The sequence below is a fragment of the Kitasatospora sp. NPDC058170 genome (assembly GCF_042883905.1).
Lineage (GTDB): Bacteria > Actinomycetota > Actinomycetes > Streptomycetales > Streptomycetaceae > Kitasatospora.
Window position 1 is genome coordinate 151,959 of sequence record NZ_JBHVUV010000020.1, and the last position, 16,886, is coordinate 168,844.

Annotated in this window: 13 protein-coding genes and 1 pseudogene; 6 read left to right on the plus strand and 8 right to left on the minus strand. The window is 74.7% G+C overall.

The window, feature by feature from the left end; all coding sequences use genetic code 11:
- Position 1 precedes the first annotated feature (1 nt).
- Positions 2 to 2,215, minus strand: coding sequence for a HAMP domain-containing protein (locus ACFVVX_RS23235; RefSeq protein WP_387948492.1), 2,214 nt, complete (start codon positions 2,213 to 2,215; stop codon positions 2 to 4).
- A 195-nt stretch (positions 2,216 to 2,410) separates the two neighbouring features.
- On the opposite strand from ACFVVX_RS23235, the gene ACFVVX_RS23240 reads away from it, so the two are divergent.
- A complete protein-coding gene (locus ACFVVX_RS23240) occupies positions 2,411 to 3,418 on the plus strand; it encodes a hypothetical protein (protein ID WP_387948493.1) in 1,008 nt (335 codons plus the stop codon).
- Positions 3,419 to 3,434: 16 nt separating this feature from the next.
- Here ACFVVX_RS23240 and ACFVVX_RS23245 read toward each other — a convergent pair whose 3' ends face one another.
- The gene (locus ACFVVX_RS23245; RefSeq protein WP_387948494.1) at positions 3,435 to 3,872 is read right to left on the minus strand and encodes a gamma-glutamylcyclotransferase; all 438 of its coding nucleotides are present in this window, start codon (positions 3,870 to 3,872) and stop codon (positions 3,435 to 3,437) included.
- Between the two features lie 99 nt (positions 3,873 to 3,971).
- Here ACFVVX_RS23245 and ACFVVX_RS23250 point away from each other — a divergent pair, with 99 nt between their 5' ends.
- Complete coding sequence (locus ACFVVX_RS23250) at positions 3,972 to 5,426, plus strand: NAD(P)H-quinone dehydrogenase (RefSeq protein ID WP_387948495.1); 1,455 nt, start codon at positions 3,972 to 3,974, stop codon at positions 5,424 to 5,426.
- Between the two features lie 236 nt (positions 5,427 to 5,662).
- Complete coding sequence (locus tag ACFVVX_RS23255) at positions 5,663 to 6,613, plus strand: DeoR/GlpR family DNA-binding transcription regulator (protein ID WP_387948534.1); 951 nt, start codon at positions 5,663 to 5,665, stop codon at positions 6,611 to 6,613.
- 85 nt (positions 6,614 to 6,698) lie between these two features.
- Here ACFVVX_RS23255 and ACFVVX_RS23260 read toward each other — a convergent pair whose 3' ends face one another.
- From ACFVVX_RS23260 to ACFVVX_RS23285, 6 genes are all read right to left on the minus strand, one after another.
- Positions 6,699 to 8,474: an acetyl/propionyl/methylcrotonyl-CoA carboxylase subunit alpha gene (locus ACFVVX_RS23260; RefSeq protein WP_387948496.1), complete on the minus strand. Its 1,776-nt coding sequence runs from the start codon at positions 8,472 to 8,474 to the stop codon at positions 6,699 to 6,701.
- A 228-nt stretch (positions 8,475 to 8,702) separates the two neighbouring features.
- Complete coding sequence (locus ACFVVX_RS23265) at positions 8,703 to 9,461, minus strand: hypothetical protein (protein WP_387948497.1); 759 nt, start codon at positions 9,459 to 9,461, stop codon at positions 8,703 to 8,705.
- 140 nt (positions 9,462 to 9,601) lie between these two features.
- Positions 9,602 to 10,201, minus strand: a complete 600-nt coding sequence (locus ACFVVX_RS23270; RefSeq protein ID WP_387948498.1) for a nucleoside triphosphate pyrophosphatase — start codon at positions 10,199 to 10,201, stop codon at positions 9,602 to 9,604.
- Positions 10,202 to 10,234: 33 nt separating this feature from the next.
- On the minus strand, positions 10,235 to 10,360 hold the full coding sequence (mmpB, locus tag ACFVVX_RS23275; RefSeq protein WP_387948499.1) for a morphogenic membrane protein MmpB: 126 nt from the start codon (positions 10,358 to 10,360) through the stop codon (positions 10,235 to 10,237).
- Between the two features lie 171 nt (positions 10,361 to 10,531).
- Positions 10,532 to 10,753 (minus strand): acyl-CoA carboxylase subunit epsilon, encoded by a 222-nt coding sequence (locus ACFVVX_RS23280; protein WP_387948500.1) that lies wholly within the window; start codon positions 10,751 to 10,753, stop codon positions 10,532 to 10,534.
- Between the two features lie 40 nt (positions 10,754 to 10,793).
- Positions 10,794 to 12,383: an acyl-CoA carboxylase subunit beta gene (locus ACFVVX_RS23285; protein ID WP_387948501.1), complete on the minus strand. Its 1,590-nt coding sequence runs from the start codon at positions 12,381 to 12,383 to the stop codon at positions 10,794 to 10,796.
- A gap of 385 nt (positions 12,384 to 12,768) precedes the next feature.
- On the opposite strand from ACFVVX_RS23285, the gene ACFVVX_RS23290 reads away from it, so the two are divergent.
- From ACFVVX_RS23290 to ACFVVX_RS23300, 3 genes and pseudogenes are all read left to right on the plus strand, one after another.
- Positions 12,769 to 13,683: a biotin--[acetyl-CoA-carboxylase] ligase gene (locus tag ACFVVX_RS23290; RefSeq protein ID WP_387948502.1), complete on the plus strand. Its 915-nt coding sequence runs from the start codon at positions 12,769 to 12,771 to the stop codon at positions 13,681 to 13,683.
- 169 nt (positions 13,684 to 13,852) lie between these two features.
- Positions 13,853 to 14,977: an adenylate/guanylate cyclase domain-containing protein gene (locus tag ACFVVX_RS23295; protein ID WP_387948503.1), complete on the plus strand. Its 1,125-nt coding sequence runs from the start codon at positions 13,853 to 13,855 to the stop codon at positions 14,975 to 14,977.
- Between the two features lie 368 nt (positions 14,978 to 15,345).
- A pseudogene (locus tag ACFVVX_RS23300) lies at positions 15,346 to 16,479 on the plus strand (diguanylate cyclase domain-containing protein); the annotation flags it as partial.
- Positions 16,480 to 16,886: the final 407 nt, after the last annotated feature.

Here is a 16,886-nt window from a genome sequence, read left to right on the forward strand (position 1 = left end):
CTCAGTGGGCGGCGGTGGCGGTGGGGGCGCGGCGGGCGGCGCGCTCCAGGTCCTGGCGGATCAGCTCCAGGCTGCGGGCGACGGCGCCGACCTCGTCGTGGTGGACGGGGTAGAGGACGGTGCGGCGGTCCCCGGCGGCCAGCGCCTCGGCGCTCGCGGCCAGCCGGCGCAGCGGCAGGCCGACGGCGATGAACAGCCAGCCGAGGCAGAGCACGGCGGCGGCCAGGCCGAGCATGCCCGCCAGCACGGCCCGCCGGTCGGCCCGGTTCTGGTCCAGGTGCAGCCAGGCCACCGGATGGTCGGTGACCACCGACCAGCCCAGCCGGGCGACGGCGCCGTTGCCGCCGAGCGGGGCGGCCGCCAGCACGGCCGGGTCGCCGCCGGTGCGGACCACGTCGGCGGCGGGCTCCTTCGCGGCCTTGGCCAGGACGGCCGCGGCCCGGCCGTCGGGGAGCCCGCCGAAGGAGCTGTAGCCCTCGTTGGCGGCGAGGACGCGGTGCCGGTCGTCCAGCAGCCAGACCCGGCCGAGGCCGGGCCGGGTGAGCAGGGTGCCGAGGAAGTCCGTCCGGAGTTCGCCGACCACCACCGGCCCCGCGGCCTCGGGGGCGTCGCCCTCGGCCGGTTCGGCGGGGGCCGCGGTGAGGGCCGCGCGGGCGGCGATCCGGGGCTCCTTGCCGGAGCTGTTGAGCAGCAGGACGCCGCTCGGTCCGAGCGCCTGCGGGCCGGTGCGGTGCGGCGGCTCGCCGGCCCGGGCGAGCACCTCGCCCCCGGCGCCGAGCACGTAGAGCGCGCGGTAGCGCTCGTGCTCGGCGAGGGTGGCGCGCAGCACGGTCTCGGCCTGGCCGACGGAGGCCTCGGCGAGGGCCGGTGCGATCGACCGCAGGTCGGCGTAGCCCTCGTTGAGCGCCTGGCGGATCCGGTCGGCGGCGGTGTCGGTGCGGTCCCGCTGGGCGGCGACCACCTGGTTCGGGACGCGGACCTCGCCGTCGGAGCCGCCCAGGAACAGCAGCGGGCCCGACCAGCCGAGGACGACGACGGCGCTCAGTGCCAGCGGCAACGCGGTGCCGGGGCGCCGGCGGCGCGGGGCGGGTGCGGCGGGCGGCCGGGCCGGGTCGAGCAGCTGGCGGCGCAGCTCCTCCAGGGCGCGGGTGATCCGCCCGGCCTCGCCGCGCCGGGGCCCGGCGACCGGCTCGTCGAGGCGCTCGCCGCGGGTGAGTCGGCGGGACTCCAGGAACAGCCGCAGCAGCGGGCGCTGCAGGGTCCGGGTCAGCAGCCGGGCCAGCAGCAGGGCGACCGCCAGCAGGGCCCCGGCGGCGGCCAGCCCGAGCAGGGGGTGGCGCAGGCTGCCGGTCCGGCCGTCGGTGCTGCTGGTGGAGACGACGGTCAGGCCGAGCGGGGCGGCGAGGTCGCGGCCGTCGGGGGAGGCCACCGCCGCGTAGCCGGCGACCCGCCGGACGCCCTTGTCGTCCGGGCTGCCGGACAGGCTCCCCGAGGCCGTCCCGCCGGGGGCCGGGCGCTGCTGGGCGGCGTGCTCCCGGGCGGCGGCGACCAGCCGCCGGTCGGGATCGGCGTCGAGCCGGGCGCCGGCGGTGTCCAGGACGGCTCCGGCGGCGTCGAGCACCTGGACGGTCTGCTCCCTGCGGGTGGCGATGCCGGGCAGCCGCAGGTTGTCGGAGGCGACCAGCAGGGCCCGGCCGTCGGCCCTGGTGGAGACCAGGGCGAAGGTCAGCAGCCGGGTGCCGGCGGTGGAGGGCACCAGCAGCGGCGCGGGCGCGGTGTCGGTGACCCTGGCGAGGTCGAGGCCGGCCAGCGGGACGGTCTCGCCGCGGGCGGCCAGCAGCCGGCCGGTGTCGGGGCGGACGATCACCGTGCCGCGCCACTTCCGGTACGCCTGGCCGAGCGCGCCCAGCACCGCGGCCGGGTCGGCGGGCGCGCCGTCGTAGTGGGCGGCGGCCCGGCGCAGGTCGGTGGCGCTCTCGTGCAGTCCGGCGCGCAGCGATGCGGCGGTGTCCTCGGCGGCGTACTGGTGGGACTCGCGCAGGGCCTGCGGGGTGTCGTCGACCCGCAGGCCGCCGACGGCCAGGGCGGTGATCGCGGCGACGGCCAGCAGCAGGATCAGCAGCAGGACGATCGGCGGGCGGATGCCCCCGAGCAGCGGCATGTCGGCCCGGCGGCGATAGCGGTGCTGTCGCGGCGGGTTGGTTGCCGTGTTCACGGGGGCCTCGTCATCGGATCAGGGATGGGTGACGTGCCCACCCCCCTCGGGGCCCGCCGTGACCGGCGGTCAAGCCTTGGTCAAACGTGAGAAGCGTACGAAGCGGTTCACCGGAACCTGTCACGTTCCGGTCTCCTATCGGTGACATTCCGATTCCATTCGGTTTGTATCGGGCACACGGTAGGTTTTCGGGCCATGGAGACACGGGGTTCGCGGCGCGCGGTGGTGCTGCCGGTGGCGGTGCTGCTGGTGCTGGCGGCGCTGGCCGTCGTCCTGACGGTGGCGGCGCGCGGCTCCGCCGGACGGCCCGGGACGGCGGAGGGCACCTCGGCGGGCACCCCGGCAGGCTCCTCGGAAGGCGCCCCGGCGGGCCCGGCCGGGCCCGCGCCGGTGGACCTGGCGGCCCGGGTGGACGGGTACACGGCGGACTTCGGCCCCGCGACCGGGTACACCGTGCCGGACGCGGTCCGGCGCCGGGCCGTCGCGGACGGCGTGCTGCGGGCGGTCGAGGGGCGGCCGCAGGAGGCGGGCCGGGCGCTGGCGCAGGCCGGCTACCGGCTGACCGAGTTCACCGAGGCGGGCAGCGGCCGCCGGGTCGCGGAGATCGCCGAGGACGGGACGGCACCGGAGGGGCGCGGCTGGGGCCGGGTCTACCTGGACCTCTCGGCCCCGGCCGGCTGGACGGTGCAGGTGCCGCACCCGGTCTCGGACAGCCGGACGGAACAGCTCGGCGTCGAGCTGTTCCGGGCCGCGCCGGGCGGGGTGCTGGTGCTCGCCGGGGCGCACCGCAGGGCGGGCGAGGGCGGCTCCGCGGACCCGGCGCACCGCGCCGACACGGTGTTCGCCGCCGTGGTCGAGGCGCTCACCGCGCGCGGGCTGCCCGGGATCCAGGTGCACGGCTTCGACGAGGGCAGCCTGCCGGGCCAGGACGCGGTGGTCTCCAGCGGGACGGGACCGGCCGGGGCGGCCGCCGAGCTGACCGCGAGCGGGCTGGGGCAGGCGGGGTTCGCGGTCTGCCGGGCCTGGCGGGAGAAGTGCGGGCAGCTGGAGGGCACCACCAACGTGGAGGGCCGGTTCGCGGCCGGGCTGGGGGTGCCGTGGCTGCACGTCGAGCTGGGCAACGGGCTGCGCACCGAGCCGGCCCGGCGGGCCGCGGTGGCGGAGGTCCTGGCCGCCACCGCCCGCTCCTGGCGCGGACCCTAGGACCTGGGGAAGCGGGTCAGCAGGGCCGGCGGCGCAGGTCCAGCACGTAGTCGTGCGGGGCGCCCGCGCTCTCCGCGGCGTCGGCGACCAGGCCGAGGTAGCGGGCGGCGGGCAGGCCGCCCTCGTAGTCGTTGAGCACGTACGTCCACACCGGGATGTCGCCGTCCAGGGTGTGCGCGCGCAGCTTGATCTTGCGGTAGATGCCCAGCTGGACGCCCTCCCAGCGGTCCAGCCCCTCCTCGTCCATCGGCGCGACGTCGTAGAGCGAGACGAAGACCTGGTCCTTCTCGTCCTCGACCACGGTGGCCAGCGAGCCCTCCCAGCCGAGCTGCTCCCCGCCGAAGGTGAGCCGCCAGCCGTCCAGCCACCCGGTACCGCGCAGTGGGGAGTGCGGGGCTCGGCGGGTCATCTGCCGGGCATCGAGGTTGGTGGCATACGCGGCGTAAAGGGGCATGGGGTGCAGCCTAGACCGTCCGGCGGACGGCCCAGGGCGGGCGGGCGATCGCACGGGAGCCCCGACCCCGGCGTGGCGGCGCGCCCGGCGTACGGGACAATGGTGCGTGTGACTCGGATCGTGATCATCGGTGGCGGACCCGGCGGCTACGAGGCGGCGCTCGTCGCCGCCCAGCTCGGCGCGGAGGTGACCGTCGTCGACACCGACGGTCTGGGCGGATCGGCGGTGCTCACGGACTGCGTGCCGTCGAAGACCCTGATCGCGACCGCGGAGGTGATGACCACCTTCGACAGCTCCTACGAGGAGCTCGGCATCATCGTCGCGGACGACACCCCGCCGCTGGAGCAGCAGGCCAGAGTGGTCGGCGTCGACCTCGGCAAGGTCAACCGCCGGGTGAAGCGCCTCGCCATCGCGCAGTCCCACGACATCACCCAGTCGGTCACCCGCGCGGGCGTCACCGTGCTGCGCGGCCGGGGCCGGCTCGGCGCCGAGGGCCAGGGCGCGGACGGCTCCCGCGAGGTGCTGGTGGACGCGCCCGACGGCACCGTCCACGCGCTGCGCGCGGACGCGGTGCTGATCGCCACCGGCGCGCACCCGCGCGAGCTGCCGGACGCCCAGCCGGACGGCGAGCGGATCCTGACCTGGACCCAGGTGTACGACCTGGAGGAGCTGCCGCGCGAGCTGATCGTGGTCGGCTCCGGCGTCACCGGCGCGGAGTTCGCCGGCGCCTACCAGGCGCTGGGCTCCAAGGTCACCCTGGTCTCCTCCCGCGACCGGGTGCTCCCGGGCGAGGACCCGGACGCCGCCGAGGTGCTGGAGGAGGTCTTCCGCCGCCGCGGCATGAACGTGATGAGCCGCAGCCGGGCGGAGGGCGCCAAGCGCGTCGGCGACCACGTCGAGGTGACCCTCTCCGACGGCACGGTGATCAAGGGCACGCACTGCCTGATGGCGGTCGGCTCGATCCCGAACACGGCCGAGATGGGCCTGGAGGAGGCCGGGGTCAAGCTCAACGACTGGGGCCAGATCCAGGTCGACCGGGTGTCCCGCACCAGCGCCCCCGGCGTGTACGCGGCCGGCGACTGCACCGGCGTCTTCATGCTCGCCTCGGTGGCGGCCATGCAGGGCCGGATCGCGATGTACCACGCGCTCGGCGACGCGGTGCAGCCGCTCAACCTGAAGACCGTCGCCTCCAACGTCTTCACCGACCCGGAGATCGCCACCGTCGGCTACACGGCCGCCGACGTGAAGTGCGGCAAGATGGACGCGATCGAGATCAAGCTCCCGCTGCGCGGCAACCCGCGGGCCAAGATGCAGGGCATCCGGGACGGCTTCGTGAAGCTGTTCTGCCGCCCGGGCACCGGCATCGTGGTCGGCGGCGTGGTGGTCGCCCCGCGCGCCAGCGAGCTGATCCACCCGATCGCGCTCGCGGTGGACGCCAATCTGACGGTCGAACAGGTGGCCAGTGCCTTCACCGTCTACCCGTCCGTCTCCGGCTCGACCGCCGAGGCCGCCCGCCAGCTGCACATCCGCAAGCGGGCCGAGGGCGAATCCTGAGCGTCCGGCGCGAAGTTGAGGGCGGCCGCCGTTCGGTGGCCGCCCTGCGCGCGGGCGGGGGCATCACTCGGACGGCGGGCGCAGTCCCGGGTTGCTGACGGCGCGTATTGTACGGTCACGCGCCGCTCTCGGGTGAGCAATTCCCGCTACTAGCAGCAAACGCCTGAAAGCAGACGGTCACGCGGGTTACCGTCGGTTCTGTGTTTGCTGCAGAACGTCGCCAGTTGATCCTCGAAATGGTGCGCGCCAACGGAGCCGTCTCGCTCCGTGAACTGGCCCGCGTCGTCCAGACCTCCGAAGTGACCGTGCGTCGTGACGTACGGGCGCTGGAGGCAGAAGGGCTCCTCGACCGCCGGCACGGCGGTGCGGTGCTCCCCGGCGGCTTCAGCCGCGAACCCGGCTACCCGCAGAAGACCCACCTCTCCGCCGCCGAGAAGAGCGCCATCGCCGATCTCGCCGCCGGCCTGGTGGAGGAGGGGGACGCCGTGGTGGTCGGTGCCGGCACCACCACCCAGGAGCTGGCCCGCCGATTGGCCCGGGTGCCCGGGCTGACGGTGGTCACCAACTCGCTGCTGGTCGCCCAGGCGCTGGCGCACGCCAACCGGGTGGAGGTGGTGATGACCGGCGGCACCCTGCGGGGGTCCAACTACGCCCTGGTCGGCAGCGGTGCCGAGCAGTCCCTGCACGGGCTGCGGGTCTCCAAGGCGTTCATCTCCGGCAGTGGGCTGACCGCCGAGCGCGGGCTGTCGACCACGAACATGCTCTCCGCGAGCGTGGACCGGGCTCTGGTGCAGTCGGCCGCCGAGGTCATCGTCCTCGCCGACCACACCAAGCTCGGCGCGGACACCATGTTCCAGACCGTCCCGACCGAGACCATCACCCGGCTGGTCACCGACGAGCGGGCCACCGCCGACGACGTGACGGCCCGGGAGCTGGACGCGCTCGCCGACTGCGGGGTGCAGATCGACCTGGCCCCGCTCGGCGCCCCGCCCGGGGACGCCCCGGTGCACGGCACCGGCAGCGGGCCCGTCCACCAGACCCAGCCCGGCCCGCTGCCGCGCCGGGCCGCCCCGCCCCCCGGCGGCGCCCCGCTGCCCGGCCAGCGCCGCCCCGGCACGCACGGCGGCCCGGGCGTGCCGCTGCCGGTCCGCCTGGCGGCGGAGCTGGGCGTCCCGCGCGGGCGCTGAGCGGCGCCGGAAACGGAACCGGTCCGCACACCCGGAGGTGTACGGACCGGTCACGGAGCCCGGCCTCAGCGGAGGCCGAGCGGGGTCAGTCCTTGATCTCGCACAGCGCGGCGCCGCTGCTGACGCTGCCGCCGACCTCGGCCTTCAGGCCGACGATGGTGCCCGCCTTGTGCGCGTTCAGCGGCTGCTCCATCTTCATCGCCTCCAGGACGACGATCAGCTCGCCCTCCGCGACGACCTGGCCCTCCTCGACGGCGACCTTGACGATGGTGCCCTGCATCGGCGAGGCCAGCGTGTCACCGCCGACGGCCGAGCCGGCCTTCTTGGCGCCGACCCGGCGCTTCGCCTTGGCCGCACCGCCGGTGGCGGCCGCCGGAGCGGAGGAGACGCCCAGCGAGGACGGCAGCGAGACCTCGATCCGCTTGCCGCCGACCTCGACCACGACGGTCTCCCGGCCCTCGGCCTCCTCGCCCTCACCGGCCGCACCGGCGAACGCGGGGATGGTGTTGTCGAAGTCGGTCTCGATCCACCGGGTGTAGACCGTGAACGGCCCGTCGCCGCCGTGCACCTCGGGCGCGAACGCCGGGTCGGTGACGACCGCCTGGTGGAACGGGATGGCGGTGGCCATGCCCTCCACCTTGAACTCGGCCAGCGCGCGCCGGGCCCGCTGCAGGGCCTGCTTGCGGGTGGTGCCGGTGACGATCAGCTTGGCCAGCAGGGAGTCCCAGGCCGGGCCGATCACCGAGCCGGTCTCCACCCCGGAGTCCAGCCGGACACCCGGGCCGGACGGCGGCGCGAACAGCGTGACGGTGCCGGGCGCGGGCAGGAAGCCGCGGCCCGGGTCCTCGCCGTTGATGCGGAACTCGAAGGAGTGGCCGCGCACCTCCGGGTCGCCGTAGCCGAGCTCCTCGCCGTCGGCGATCCGGAACATCTCGCGGACCAGGTCGATCCCGGTGACCTCCTCGGAGACCGGGTGCTCCACCTGGAGGCGGGTGTTGACCTCCAGGAAGGAGATCAGTCCGTCCTGGGAGACCAGGAACTCGCAGGTCCCGGCGCCGACGTAGCCGGCCTCCTTGAGGATGGCCTTCGAGGCCCGGTACAGCTCGGCGTTCTGCTCGGGGGTGAGGAACGGCGCGGGCGCCTCCTCGACGAGCTTCTGGTGGCGGCGCTGCAGCGAGCAGTCACGGGTGGAGACGACCACCACGTTGCCGTGCTGGTCCGCCAGACACTGGGTCTCGACGTGCCGCGGGTTGTCCAGGTAGCGCTCGACGAAGCACTCGCCGCGACCGAAGGCGGCGACCGCCTCGCGGACCGCGGACTCGAACAGCTCCGGGATCTCCTCCAGCGTGCGGGCGACCTTCAGGCCGCGGCCGCCGCCGCCGAACGCCGCCTTGATGGCGACCGGCAGGCCGTGCTCCCGGGCGAAGGTGACGACCTCGTCGGCACCCGCGACCGGGTCCGGCGTACCGGCCACCAGCGGGGCGCCGGCGCGCTGCGCCACGTGCCGGGCGGTGACCTTGTCGCCGAGGTCGCGGATGGCCTGCGGCGGCGGGCCGATCCAGGTCAGGCCCGCGTCGAGGACGGCCTGGGCGAAGTCGGCGTTCTCCGACAGGAAGCCGTAGCCGGGGTGGACGGCGTCGGCACCGGAGTCGGCGGCGGCCTTGAGCACCTTGGCGATGTCCAGGTAACTGGTGCCGGGGGTGTCGCCGCCCAGCGCGTAAGCCTCGTCGGCCGCGCGGACGTGCAGCGCATCCCGGTCCGGCTCGGCATAGACGGCGACGCTGGCGATACCGGCGTCCGAGCAGGCCCGGGCGACGCGGACGGCGATTTCTCCGCGGTTGGCGATGAGCACCTTGCGCACTGTGGCTCCCTTCTTGAACCTTGTCGAGTCTAGGGATTACGGGGTGGTACCGGCGAGTAGCCCCAGCTGGTGAGCTATCCCACACGGTGGATGTCGTGAAAACACGATCACTCGGGTGCGGAGCGGGAGGCTCCACAGGTAGGAGACGCTACGCGCCCCGCATCGAAGCCCGCTTGAGCCGCCCTGGCCGCGTCGTGGCCTTCGCCACACCCCGGGCGCCGGAGCGGTTCACGCGGCGGCCTCCACCGGTCGCGCACTCGCCTTCGCGGTGACGTCCGACGCGAGTTCGACCACGTCGGGCCCGTACGCGCCGGGGTTGACGACCCGCAGCATCAGCGCGAAGGTCCGGTCGAGGCCGTACCGGCGGGCCAGCTTCCGGTGGTTGGCGACCAGGTACCGCACGGCGGCGTGGTTGGCGACCCCGCTCTGACCGGCGATCAGGAAGACCGGGCGGCCGCCGGGCCCCGCGTGCAGCCGGGCCAGCAGGACGAACGCCTGGCCGGTCCGCGCGTTGTCCCCGAGGACGAACCTGAACGTCTCGTCGCCCGCCGACACCGAGGCGTCGTCGGGGTCGAACTCCTCGATGATGCGGTCCGGGGTGAAGACCACGCCCGGCAGCCAGGAGGCCAGGTGGGCCGCCGTCCGGTCGTTGCTCACCGGGCCGCCGAGGCAGAACTCCGCCTTGTGGCCCAGCCCCTGACGGACCCGGTCGTGGGCGACCAGCTCGGCCCGCCCACCGCACTCCCGGACCAGTCCGGACAGTTCCATCAGGGCGTAGACGTCGTCGCGCTGCACGCTGTTCGAATGAACCGAGGCGGCATGCCGGTTGACGACCAGCAGGCAGTCGCCGCCGGCGGGCAGGCCGAAGAACGCCTGCACCCGGCCGAGCCTGCGGCGTCGGCGCAGCGTCTGTGCGAGCCAGCCCAGCGCGGCGGTGATGGCGCTGGCGACCAGGCCGAGCAGCACGTTGAGCACGCTGTCGGTCATTGACGTCCCTTCCCTGATCGGCGGCGCGGCCAGCCTATCCGCGCCGCACGGTCGTACGGCTGGACCGGAGGGACAGATGTGGGGCCGAGGATCTGTGGGATCCCGCAGGGTGCGGGCCGTCGGGGCGGGTACCGGCCGGGTCAGACCCAGAGGTCGGTGATGCGCACGCCCAGATCGGCGAGCAGCGAGCGCAGCAGCGGCAGGGAGAGGCCGATGACGTTGCCCGGGTCGCCGTCGATGCCCTCGACGAAGGGCGCCGAGCGGCCGTCCAGGGTGAACGCGCCGGCCACGTGCAGCGGCTCGCCGGTGGCGATGTAGGCGGCGATCTCGGCGTCGTCGGGGGTGCCGAAGCGGACCGTGGTGGAGGCGGTGGCGGAGGCCTGCTCGCCGGTGGCGGTGTCGATCACGCAGTGGCCGGTGCGCAGCACGCCGGACCGGCCGCGCATCGACCGCCAGCGGGCCAGCGCCTCGACGGCGTCGGCGGGCTTGCCGAGCGCGAGCCCGTCCAGCTCCAGGACAGAGTCGCAGCCGATCACCAGCTCGCCGCCGCTCAGGTCGGCGGCGACCGCCTTGGCCTTGGCCTCGGCCAGCACCAGGGCGAGCTCGGCGGGGGTGGCGGCGCTGAGCGCGTCCTCGTCGACGCCGCTGACCACCACGCGCGGGTCGAGGCCCGCCTGGCGCAGCAGCCCGAGGCGGGCGGGGGAGGCGGAAGCGAGGACGAGGGCGCGCTGGTCGGTCATGCCCACCAGGGTAGGGGGTGGCCGAGGCGGCCGTCAGAGCATCAGCAGGACGGCGATCACCAGGGCGAGGACGGCGAGCACCCGCCCGGCGCGGTGCAGCTTCTGCTGCATCCGGCGGGCCTCGGGGGAGGGCTCGTCGCGGGGGTCTGACCAGAGCACCGTTCCAGGGTGCGCCGCGGGCCGGGCGGACGCCTGAGTATCCGTACTCAGCTTTCGGGCAATCCGGGCCATCCCGGCGCCTGAGCCCCGGCGCGGGGGTGCGCCGGGGCGGGGTGCGGTGCGCCGGGGCGGGACGTCGGACCGGCCGACATCCAGCCCCGGCGCGGCCGGTCAGCCCGCCCAGCCGGAGGTGCGCCAGACGTTGGCGCCCGGGCGGGGGGTGGGGCGCATCCGGCGGGCGCGGTCGTTCCAGGGGGAGTCCGGGCCGGCGCCCGCGCGGCGGGCCGCCTCGGCGGCGGCCTGCGCGGCGGCGGCCCGGGACTGGACCACCGCCAGGACGGTGGCGAGCTCCTCGGGGGTCGGCTGCCCGTGCAGCACGTGGATCGGGGCCATGCTCAATCCTCTCGCGACGGCCGCTGTCTGGGGAGTGTTCCTACAGGGGGATGTTGCCGTGCTTCTTCGGCGGCAGCACCTCGCGCTTGCCGCGCAGCGCCCGCAGGCCGCGCACGATGTGCCGGCGGGTCTCGCTGGGCGCGATGACGGCGTCGACGTACCCGCGCTCGGCGGCCAGGTACGGGTTGAGCAGGGTGTCCTCGTAGGAGGCGATCAGCTCGGCCCGCCTGGTCTCGGCGTTCCCGGCGGCCTGCGCCTCCGCGATCTCGCGCCGGTGCAGGATGTTGACCGCGCCCTGCGCGCCCATCACGGCGATCTGCGCGGTCGGCCAGGCCAGGTTGAGGTCGGCGCCCAGGTGCTTGGAGCCCATCACGTCGTACGCGCCGCCGAAGGCCTTGCGGGTGATCACGGTGATCAGCGGGACGGTGGCCTCGGCGTAGGCGTAGATCAGCTTGGCGCCGCGGCGGATGATGCCGTCCCACTCCTGCTCGGTGCCGGGCAGGAAGCCGGGCACGTCGACGAAGGTCAGCACCGGGATGTTGAACGAGTCGCAGGTCCGGATGAACCGGGCGGCCTTCTCGCTGGCGGCGATGTCCAGGCAGCCGGCCAGGTCCATCGGCTGGTTGCCGACGATGCCGACCGGGTGGCCCTCGACCCGGCCGAAGCCGGTGATGATGTTGCCCGCGTACAGCGGCTGGGTCTCCAGGAACTCGCCGTCGTCCAGGACGTGCTCGATCACCTTGTGCATGTCGTACGGCTGGTTCGCCGAGTCGGGCACCAGGGTGTCGAGTTCGAGGTCCTCGTCGGTGACGGTGAGGTCCGCCTCCTCGGGGAAGGCCGGCGGGTCGGACAGGTTGTTGGAGGGCAGGTACGAGAGCAGGCTCTTGACGTACTCGATCGCCTCCTTCTCGTCCGTGGCCAGGTAGTGCGCGTTGCCGGACTTGGTGTTGTGGGTCCGGGCGCCGCCCAGCTCCTCCATGCCGACGTCCTCGCCGGTGACGGTCTTGATCACGTCGGGGCCGGTGATGAACATGTGCGAGGTCTGGTCGGCCATCACCACGAAGTCGGTGATCGCGGGGGAGTACACCGCGCCGCCGGCGCAGGGGCCCATGATCAGCGAGATCTGCGGGATCACCCCGGAGGCGTGCACGTTGCGGCGGAAGATCTCGCCGTAGAGGCCGAGCGAGACCACGCCCTCCTGGATGCGGGCGCCGCCGGAGTCGTTGATGCCGATGACCGGGCAGCCGGTCTTCAGCGCGAAGTCCATCACCTTGACGATCTTCTCGCCGAACACCTCGCCGAGGGAGCCGCCGAAGACGGTGAAGTCCTGGGCGAAGACGGCCACCTGGCGGCCGTCGACGGTGCCGTAGCCGGTCACCACGCCGTCGCCGTAGGGGCGGTTCTTCTCCTGGCCGAAGTTGATCGAGCGGTGGCGGGCGAACTCGTCGAACTCCACGAAGGAGTCCTCGTCCAGCAGCTCGACGACGCGCTCGCGGGCCGTCAGCTTGCCCTTGGCGTGCTGCTTCTCCACCGCCTTGGCGGAGCCGGAGTGGACTGCCTCGTCGATCCTGCGCCGCAGGTCGGCGAGCTTTCCGGCGGTGGTGTGGGGGTCGTACGACGCCTCGGTCATCCGGTGGCTCTCCCTGATCCATGGGCCGCGACCTGTCGGGTGGTGCACGGGCCAGGAGGGGACCGGGCGCGTGAGGGCAGGGCGGCGCAACGAACTACCGCCAAGTAGCGTAGCCAGCGCGCGGGGCTTCCTGTTATGGCCAGCGACACAGTGTGTTAACGCGCGTTCTGCGGGACGATGTGGCGGCCTAGTGCCGCGTCAGGCAACTTTTGCCCGTCAAGGAGCGGCGTCCGGTGCGTGCTATCGGCGTGCCGGGCGTCGCGACGGGGCGAAGGTTGCCTGACGCGGCACTAGGACTTCTCGGACGAAGCCTCGGGGCCCCGAGGCGCCGTTCGGGTGATTCCCACCGGGCGCGGACGGCCTGACAGACCCTAGGGTTTCCCGCATGACCGACTCGAACGATCCGGTGCGCGAGCCCGCCACCCCCCGCCGCAGTGGACTGCGCGGCTTCGGCCAGGACGGGCCGTCGCCGTGGACCGACCTGGACCGGCCGCCGCTGGACACCGAGGCGCTGCGCCGCGACCTGGTGCTGCCGGGCGGGCTGTGGACCTCGCTGGACGTCGTCGCCGAGACCGGGTCGACCAACAGCGACCTCGCCGCGCGGGCCCGGGAGGGCGCGCCGCAGGGCGCGGTGCTGGTCGCCGAGGTGCAGAGCGCCGGGCGCGGGCGGCTGGAGCGGCAGTGGACGGCGCCGCCGCGTTCGGGGCTCTTCCTCTCCTTCCTGCTTCGCCCGGACGAGGTACCCGTCGAGCGGTACGGCTGGTTGCCGATCCTGGTCGGCGTGGCGGCGGCCAGCACGCTGAACCGGGTCGCCGGGGTGGAGGTCGGCCTGAAGTGGCCCAACGACCTCCAGGTCGGGATCGACGGCGAGGAGCGCAAGCTCGGCGGCATCCTGACCGAGCTGAGCGGCGGCGGGGTGGTCGCGGGCCTCGGGATCAACGTCTCGCTGCGCGCGGCCGAGCTGCCCGTCCCCGCCGCCGCCTCGCTGGCACTGGCCGGTGCCACCGTCACCGACCGGACCACCCTGCTGCGCGCCCTGCTGCGCGAGTTCGCCGTGCTGTACACGGAGTGGACGGCCGCCTCCGGCGACCCGCACGCCAGCGGCCTGCTGCCCGCGTACGTGGACCGCTGCAGCACGCTCGGGCGGTCGGTGAAGGTCCTGCTGCCGGGCGACCGCGAACTGCTCGGCGAGGCGGTGGCGATCGACGGCGACGGCCGGCTGGTGGTCCGCACCTCCGACGGGAGCCGCACGGCGGTGGGCGCCGGGGACGTCGTCCACGTCCGGCCCGAGCCGCGCTGAACGGCACTCTTCACCTCCCCTTGACCCCGGCGGATGCCCCGGATCGCGCGATTCCGTGCGAATATTCCACCTGGCAGCGGTGTGAGGCGCGCCACTGCCCGCCGGGTGGCGGGCGCGCCCGAACAGGCAGGACACGAGGCAAGTGCGGCGACCGCACGGGGACGGACCGGTGGCAGAGGACGGCAGCAGCGGCGGCACGGCGGAGTCCGACGACCCGACGGTCGCCCTCGACCTGGAACGCCTGATCCTGGACGCGCCGCGCCGCTACACCCCGTACCAGGCCGCGCGCGCGGCCGATGTGCCGATGGAGCTGGCCACCCGCTTCTGGCGGGCGATGGGCTTCCCCGACATCGGGCAGTCCCGGGCGCTGACGGACGGCGACGTGATCGCGCTGCGCCGGCTCGCCGGACTGGTGGAGTCGGGCCTGCTCAGCGAGCCGATGGCGATCCAGGTGGCGCGGTCCACCGGGCAGACCACCGCCCGGCTGGCCGGCTGGCAGATGGACACCTTCCTGGAGAACCTCACCCAGGCCGTCGAGCCGGGCCTGACCCGCGCCGACGTCGCGTACCCGCTGGTCGAGCTGCTGCTGCCGGAGCTGGAGCAGTTCCTGGTGTACGTCTGGCGCCGGCAGCTGGCCGCCGTCACCGGCCGGGTGGTGCAGGCCGCCGAGGACACCGAGATCACCAGCGGCCGCCTCGCGGTGGGCTTCGCCGACCTGGTCGGCTTCACCCGGCTGTCGCGCCGGCTGGAGGAGGAGGAGCTCGGCGAGCTGGTCGAGACCTTCGAGAACACCTGCTCCGACCTGATCGCCGGCCTCGGCGGCCGGGTGGTCAAGACCCTCGGCGACGAGATCCTCTACGTCTCGGAGGACCCGGTGACGGCCGCCGAGATCGCGCTCGGCCTGATCGAGGCGCTGGCGGAGGACGACACCATCCCCGCGCTGCGGGTCGGGATGGCCTTCGGCACCGTCACCTCGCGGATGGGCGACGTCTTCGGCACCACCGTCAACCTGGCCAGCCGGCTCACCTCGATCGCCCCGAAGGACGCGGTGCTGATCGACGGCGAGTTCGCGGCCGCGCTGGAGCAGAACGGCAGCGTGGCACCCGCGGACTCGGACGGGGTCGGCCTCGCCGAGGCGCTGTCGGCCGCCGCCGGCCTGCACCCCGCCGGCCTGTCGGCGACCGGCCCGGAGGCCGGGCACCGCTTCCACCTCCAGCCGATGTGGCGCCGCCCGGTGCGCGGGCTCGGGCTGGTGGAGCCGTGGCTGCTGTCGCGCCGGCCCCGCGGCGGCTGACGTCCGCAGCCCTGCCGTCCCCCTGCACCGGGACGTCGCCGCAGGGCGGGTGGTTGCCGGGCTCCGACGGGGGTACGCGGACCGGGTGACGTAGGCGCAACGAATGAAACCCGGACGGCCGGGCGGATCGATCCGGGCAAACGCGGCATTAGCGGCGCAAACCGCCATAGTCTTGGTGCAAGCGGCCGGATGGGTGCGGTTCCCGGCGCGGTGCGCCAGGGGAGCCGAGCATGACCGGGCACAGGGAGCGAGGCGAGCCGGTGAGCAGCGAGACGATCATGGCGGACCGCGGCTGCGACTGCGATGGTGCGCGGCCGCCCGCCGCCCCGGACCCGCGGCTGACGTCCGTGGTCGAGCTCGCCCAGGACATGGCGGGGGCGCTCACCCCGCTGGAGGCGGTCCGGGCGGCCGCCGTCCGCGCCACCGGGGCGCTCGGCGCCACCATGGCGGCGGTCTCGGTCTGGGACCGCGAGTCCGGGCGGCTGCGGGTGCTGGTCAACCACGGGGAGCTGGCACCGGGGGAGGAGGAGCTGCCGGAGGACGAGTCCTACCCGGTGGCCGACTTCCCCGAGATCGTCACCTATCTGGAGGAGCGCTGGTCCACCGGCCGGCTGCCGCGCGCCTGGCTGCAGAGCGCCGAGAACTCCACCCCGCACCCCGGGCACGCGCACCCCACCGCGGGGGCGTACTGCCAGGAGCGCGCCGCGGCGCTGCGCCGGCGCGGGCGGGCCTGCTGCGTGGTCGCGCCGATCGTGCTGCACGGACAGGCCTGGGGCGAGCTCTACCTGGCCCGGACCGCCGGGATGGCCGAGTTCACCGAGGCGGACGCCGACTACGCCACCCTGCTGGCCGCCCAGATCTCGGCCGGTCTGGCCCAGACCGAGCGCCTGGCCGACCTGCGCAAGCTCGCCTTCTCCGACCCGCTGACCGGCCTGGCCAACCGGCGCGCCGTGGACGCCCGGCTGGAGAGCGCGCTGGAGGCGCACAACCGGGACAACACCGTGGTCTCGCTGGTGGTCTGCGACGTCAACGGGCTGAAGCGGGTCAACGACCAGCTCGGCCACGAGATGGGCGACCGGCTGCTGGAGCGCTTCGCCCACCAGCTGTCGCTGGCCGCCGCCAAGCTCCCCGGCAGCCTCGCCGCCCGGCTCGGCGGCGACGAGTTCTGCCTGCTGGTGGAGGGGCAGAAGGCGGACGAGGTGGTCGCCGCGGCCGAGGAGCTGTGCGCGCGGGCGCTCGCGCTGGCCGAGGGCGAGGGCGTGGCCTGCGGGGTCGCCTCCACCGGGGACTCGATCGGGCCGGTCACCACGCCCGACCGGCTGTTCCGGCTCGCCGACGCCGCCCAGTACCGGGCCAAGGCCGCCCGCGCCGCCCACCCGGTCGTGGCCGGGCGCAGCCACGGGCCGGGCTTCTCGCCGGACCCGACGGTGCTGCTCGCGGACGCCGCCGACCCGCACCACCGGGCCGACGGGCGCGGCCGGGGCTCCGGCCGGGCGGGCTCCGGCGACCGGCGGCGGTTCCGCGGCGCGGCGCACAGCGCGGACCCGGGGCAGCTGCTCGCCGCGGTGCTCACGGCGCTGGACCAGCACGGCTCGACCCGCTCGATCCACCCGGCCGACACCATCGGCAAGCTGGCCCTCGTCGCGGAGACCTCGGCCCGGCTGCTGGACGCGGTCGGCTGGTGGGTCTCGTACGTGCCGCCCGGCTCGCACCTGATGCGCACCGCGCAGCACGCCGTCTACCGGATGACCAGCGGGCCGACCAGCAGCCGGGCGGAGACCCAGCGGGCCCAGATCGAGGCCCCGGACGCGGTGTTCGACCTGCGGCACTACCCGATGACCCGGGGGGCGGTGCGCGGCGGCGCGTTCGCGCTGCGCGCGGGCGCGGCGGGGAACGACCCGTCGGAGGA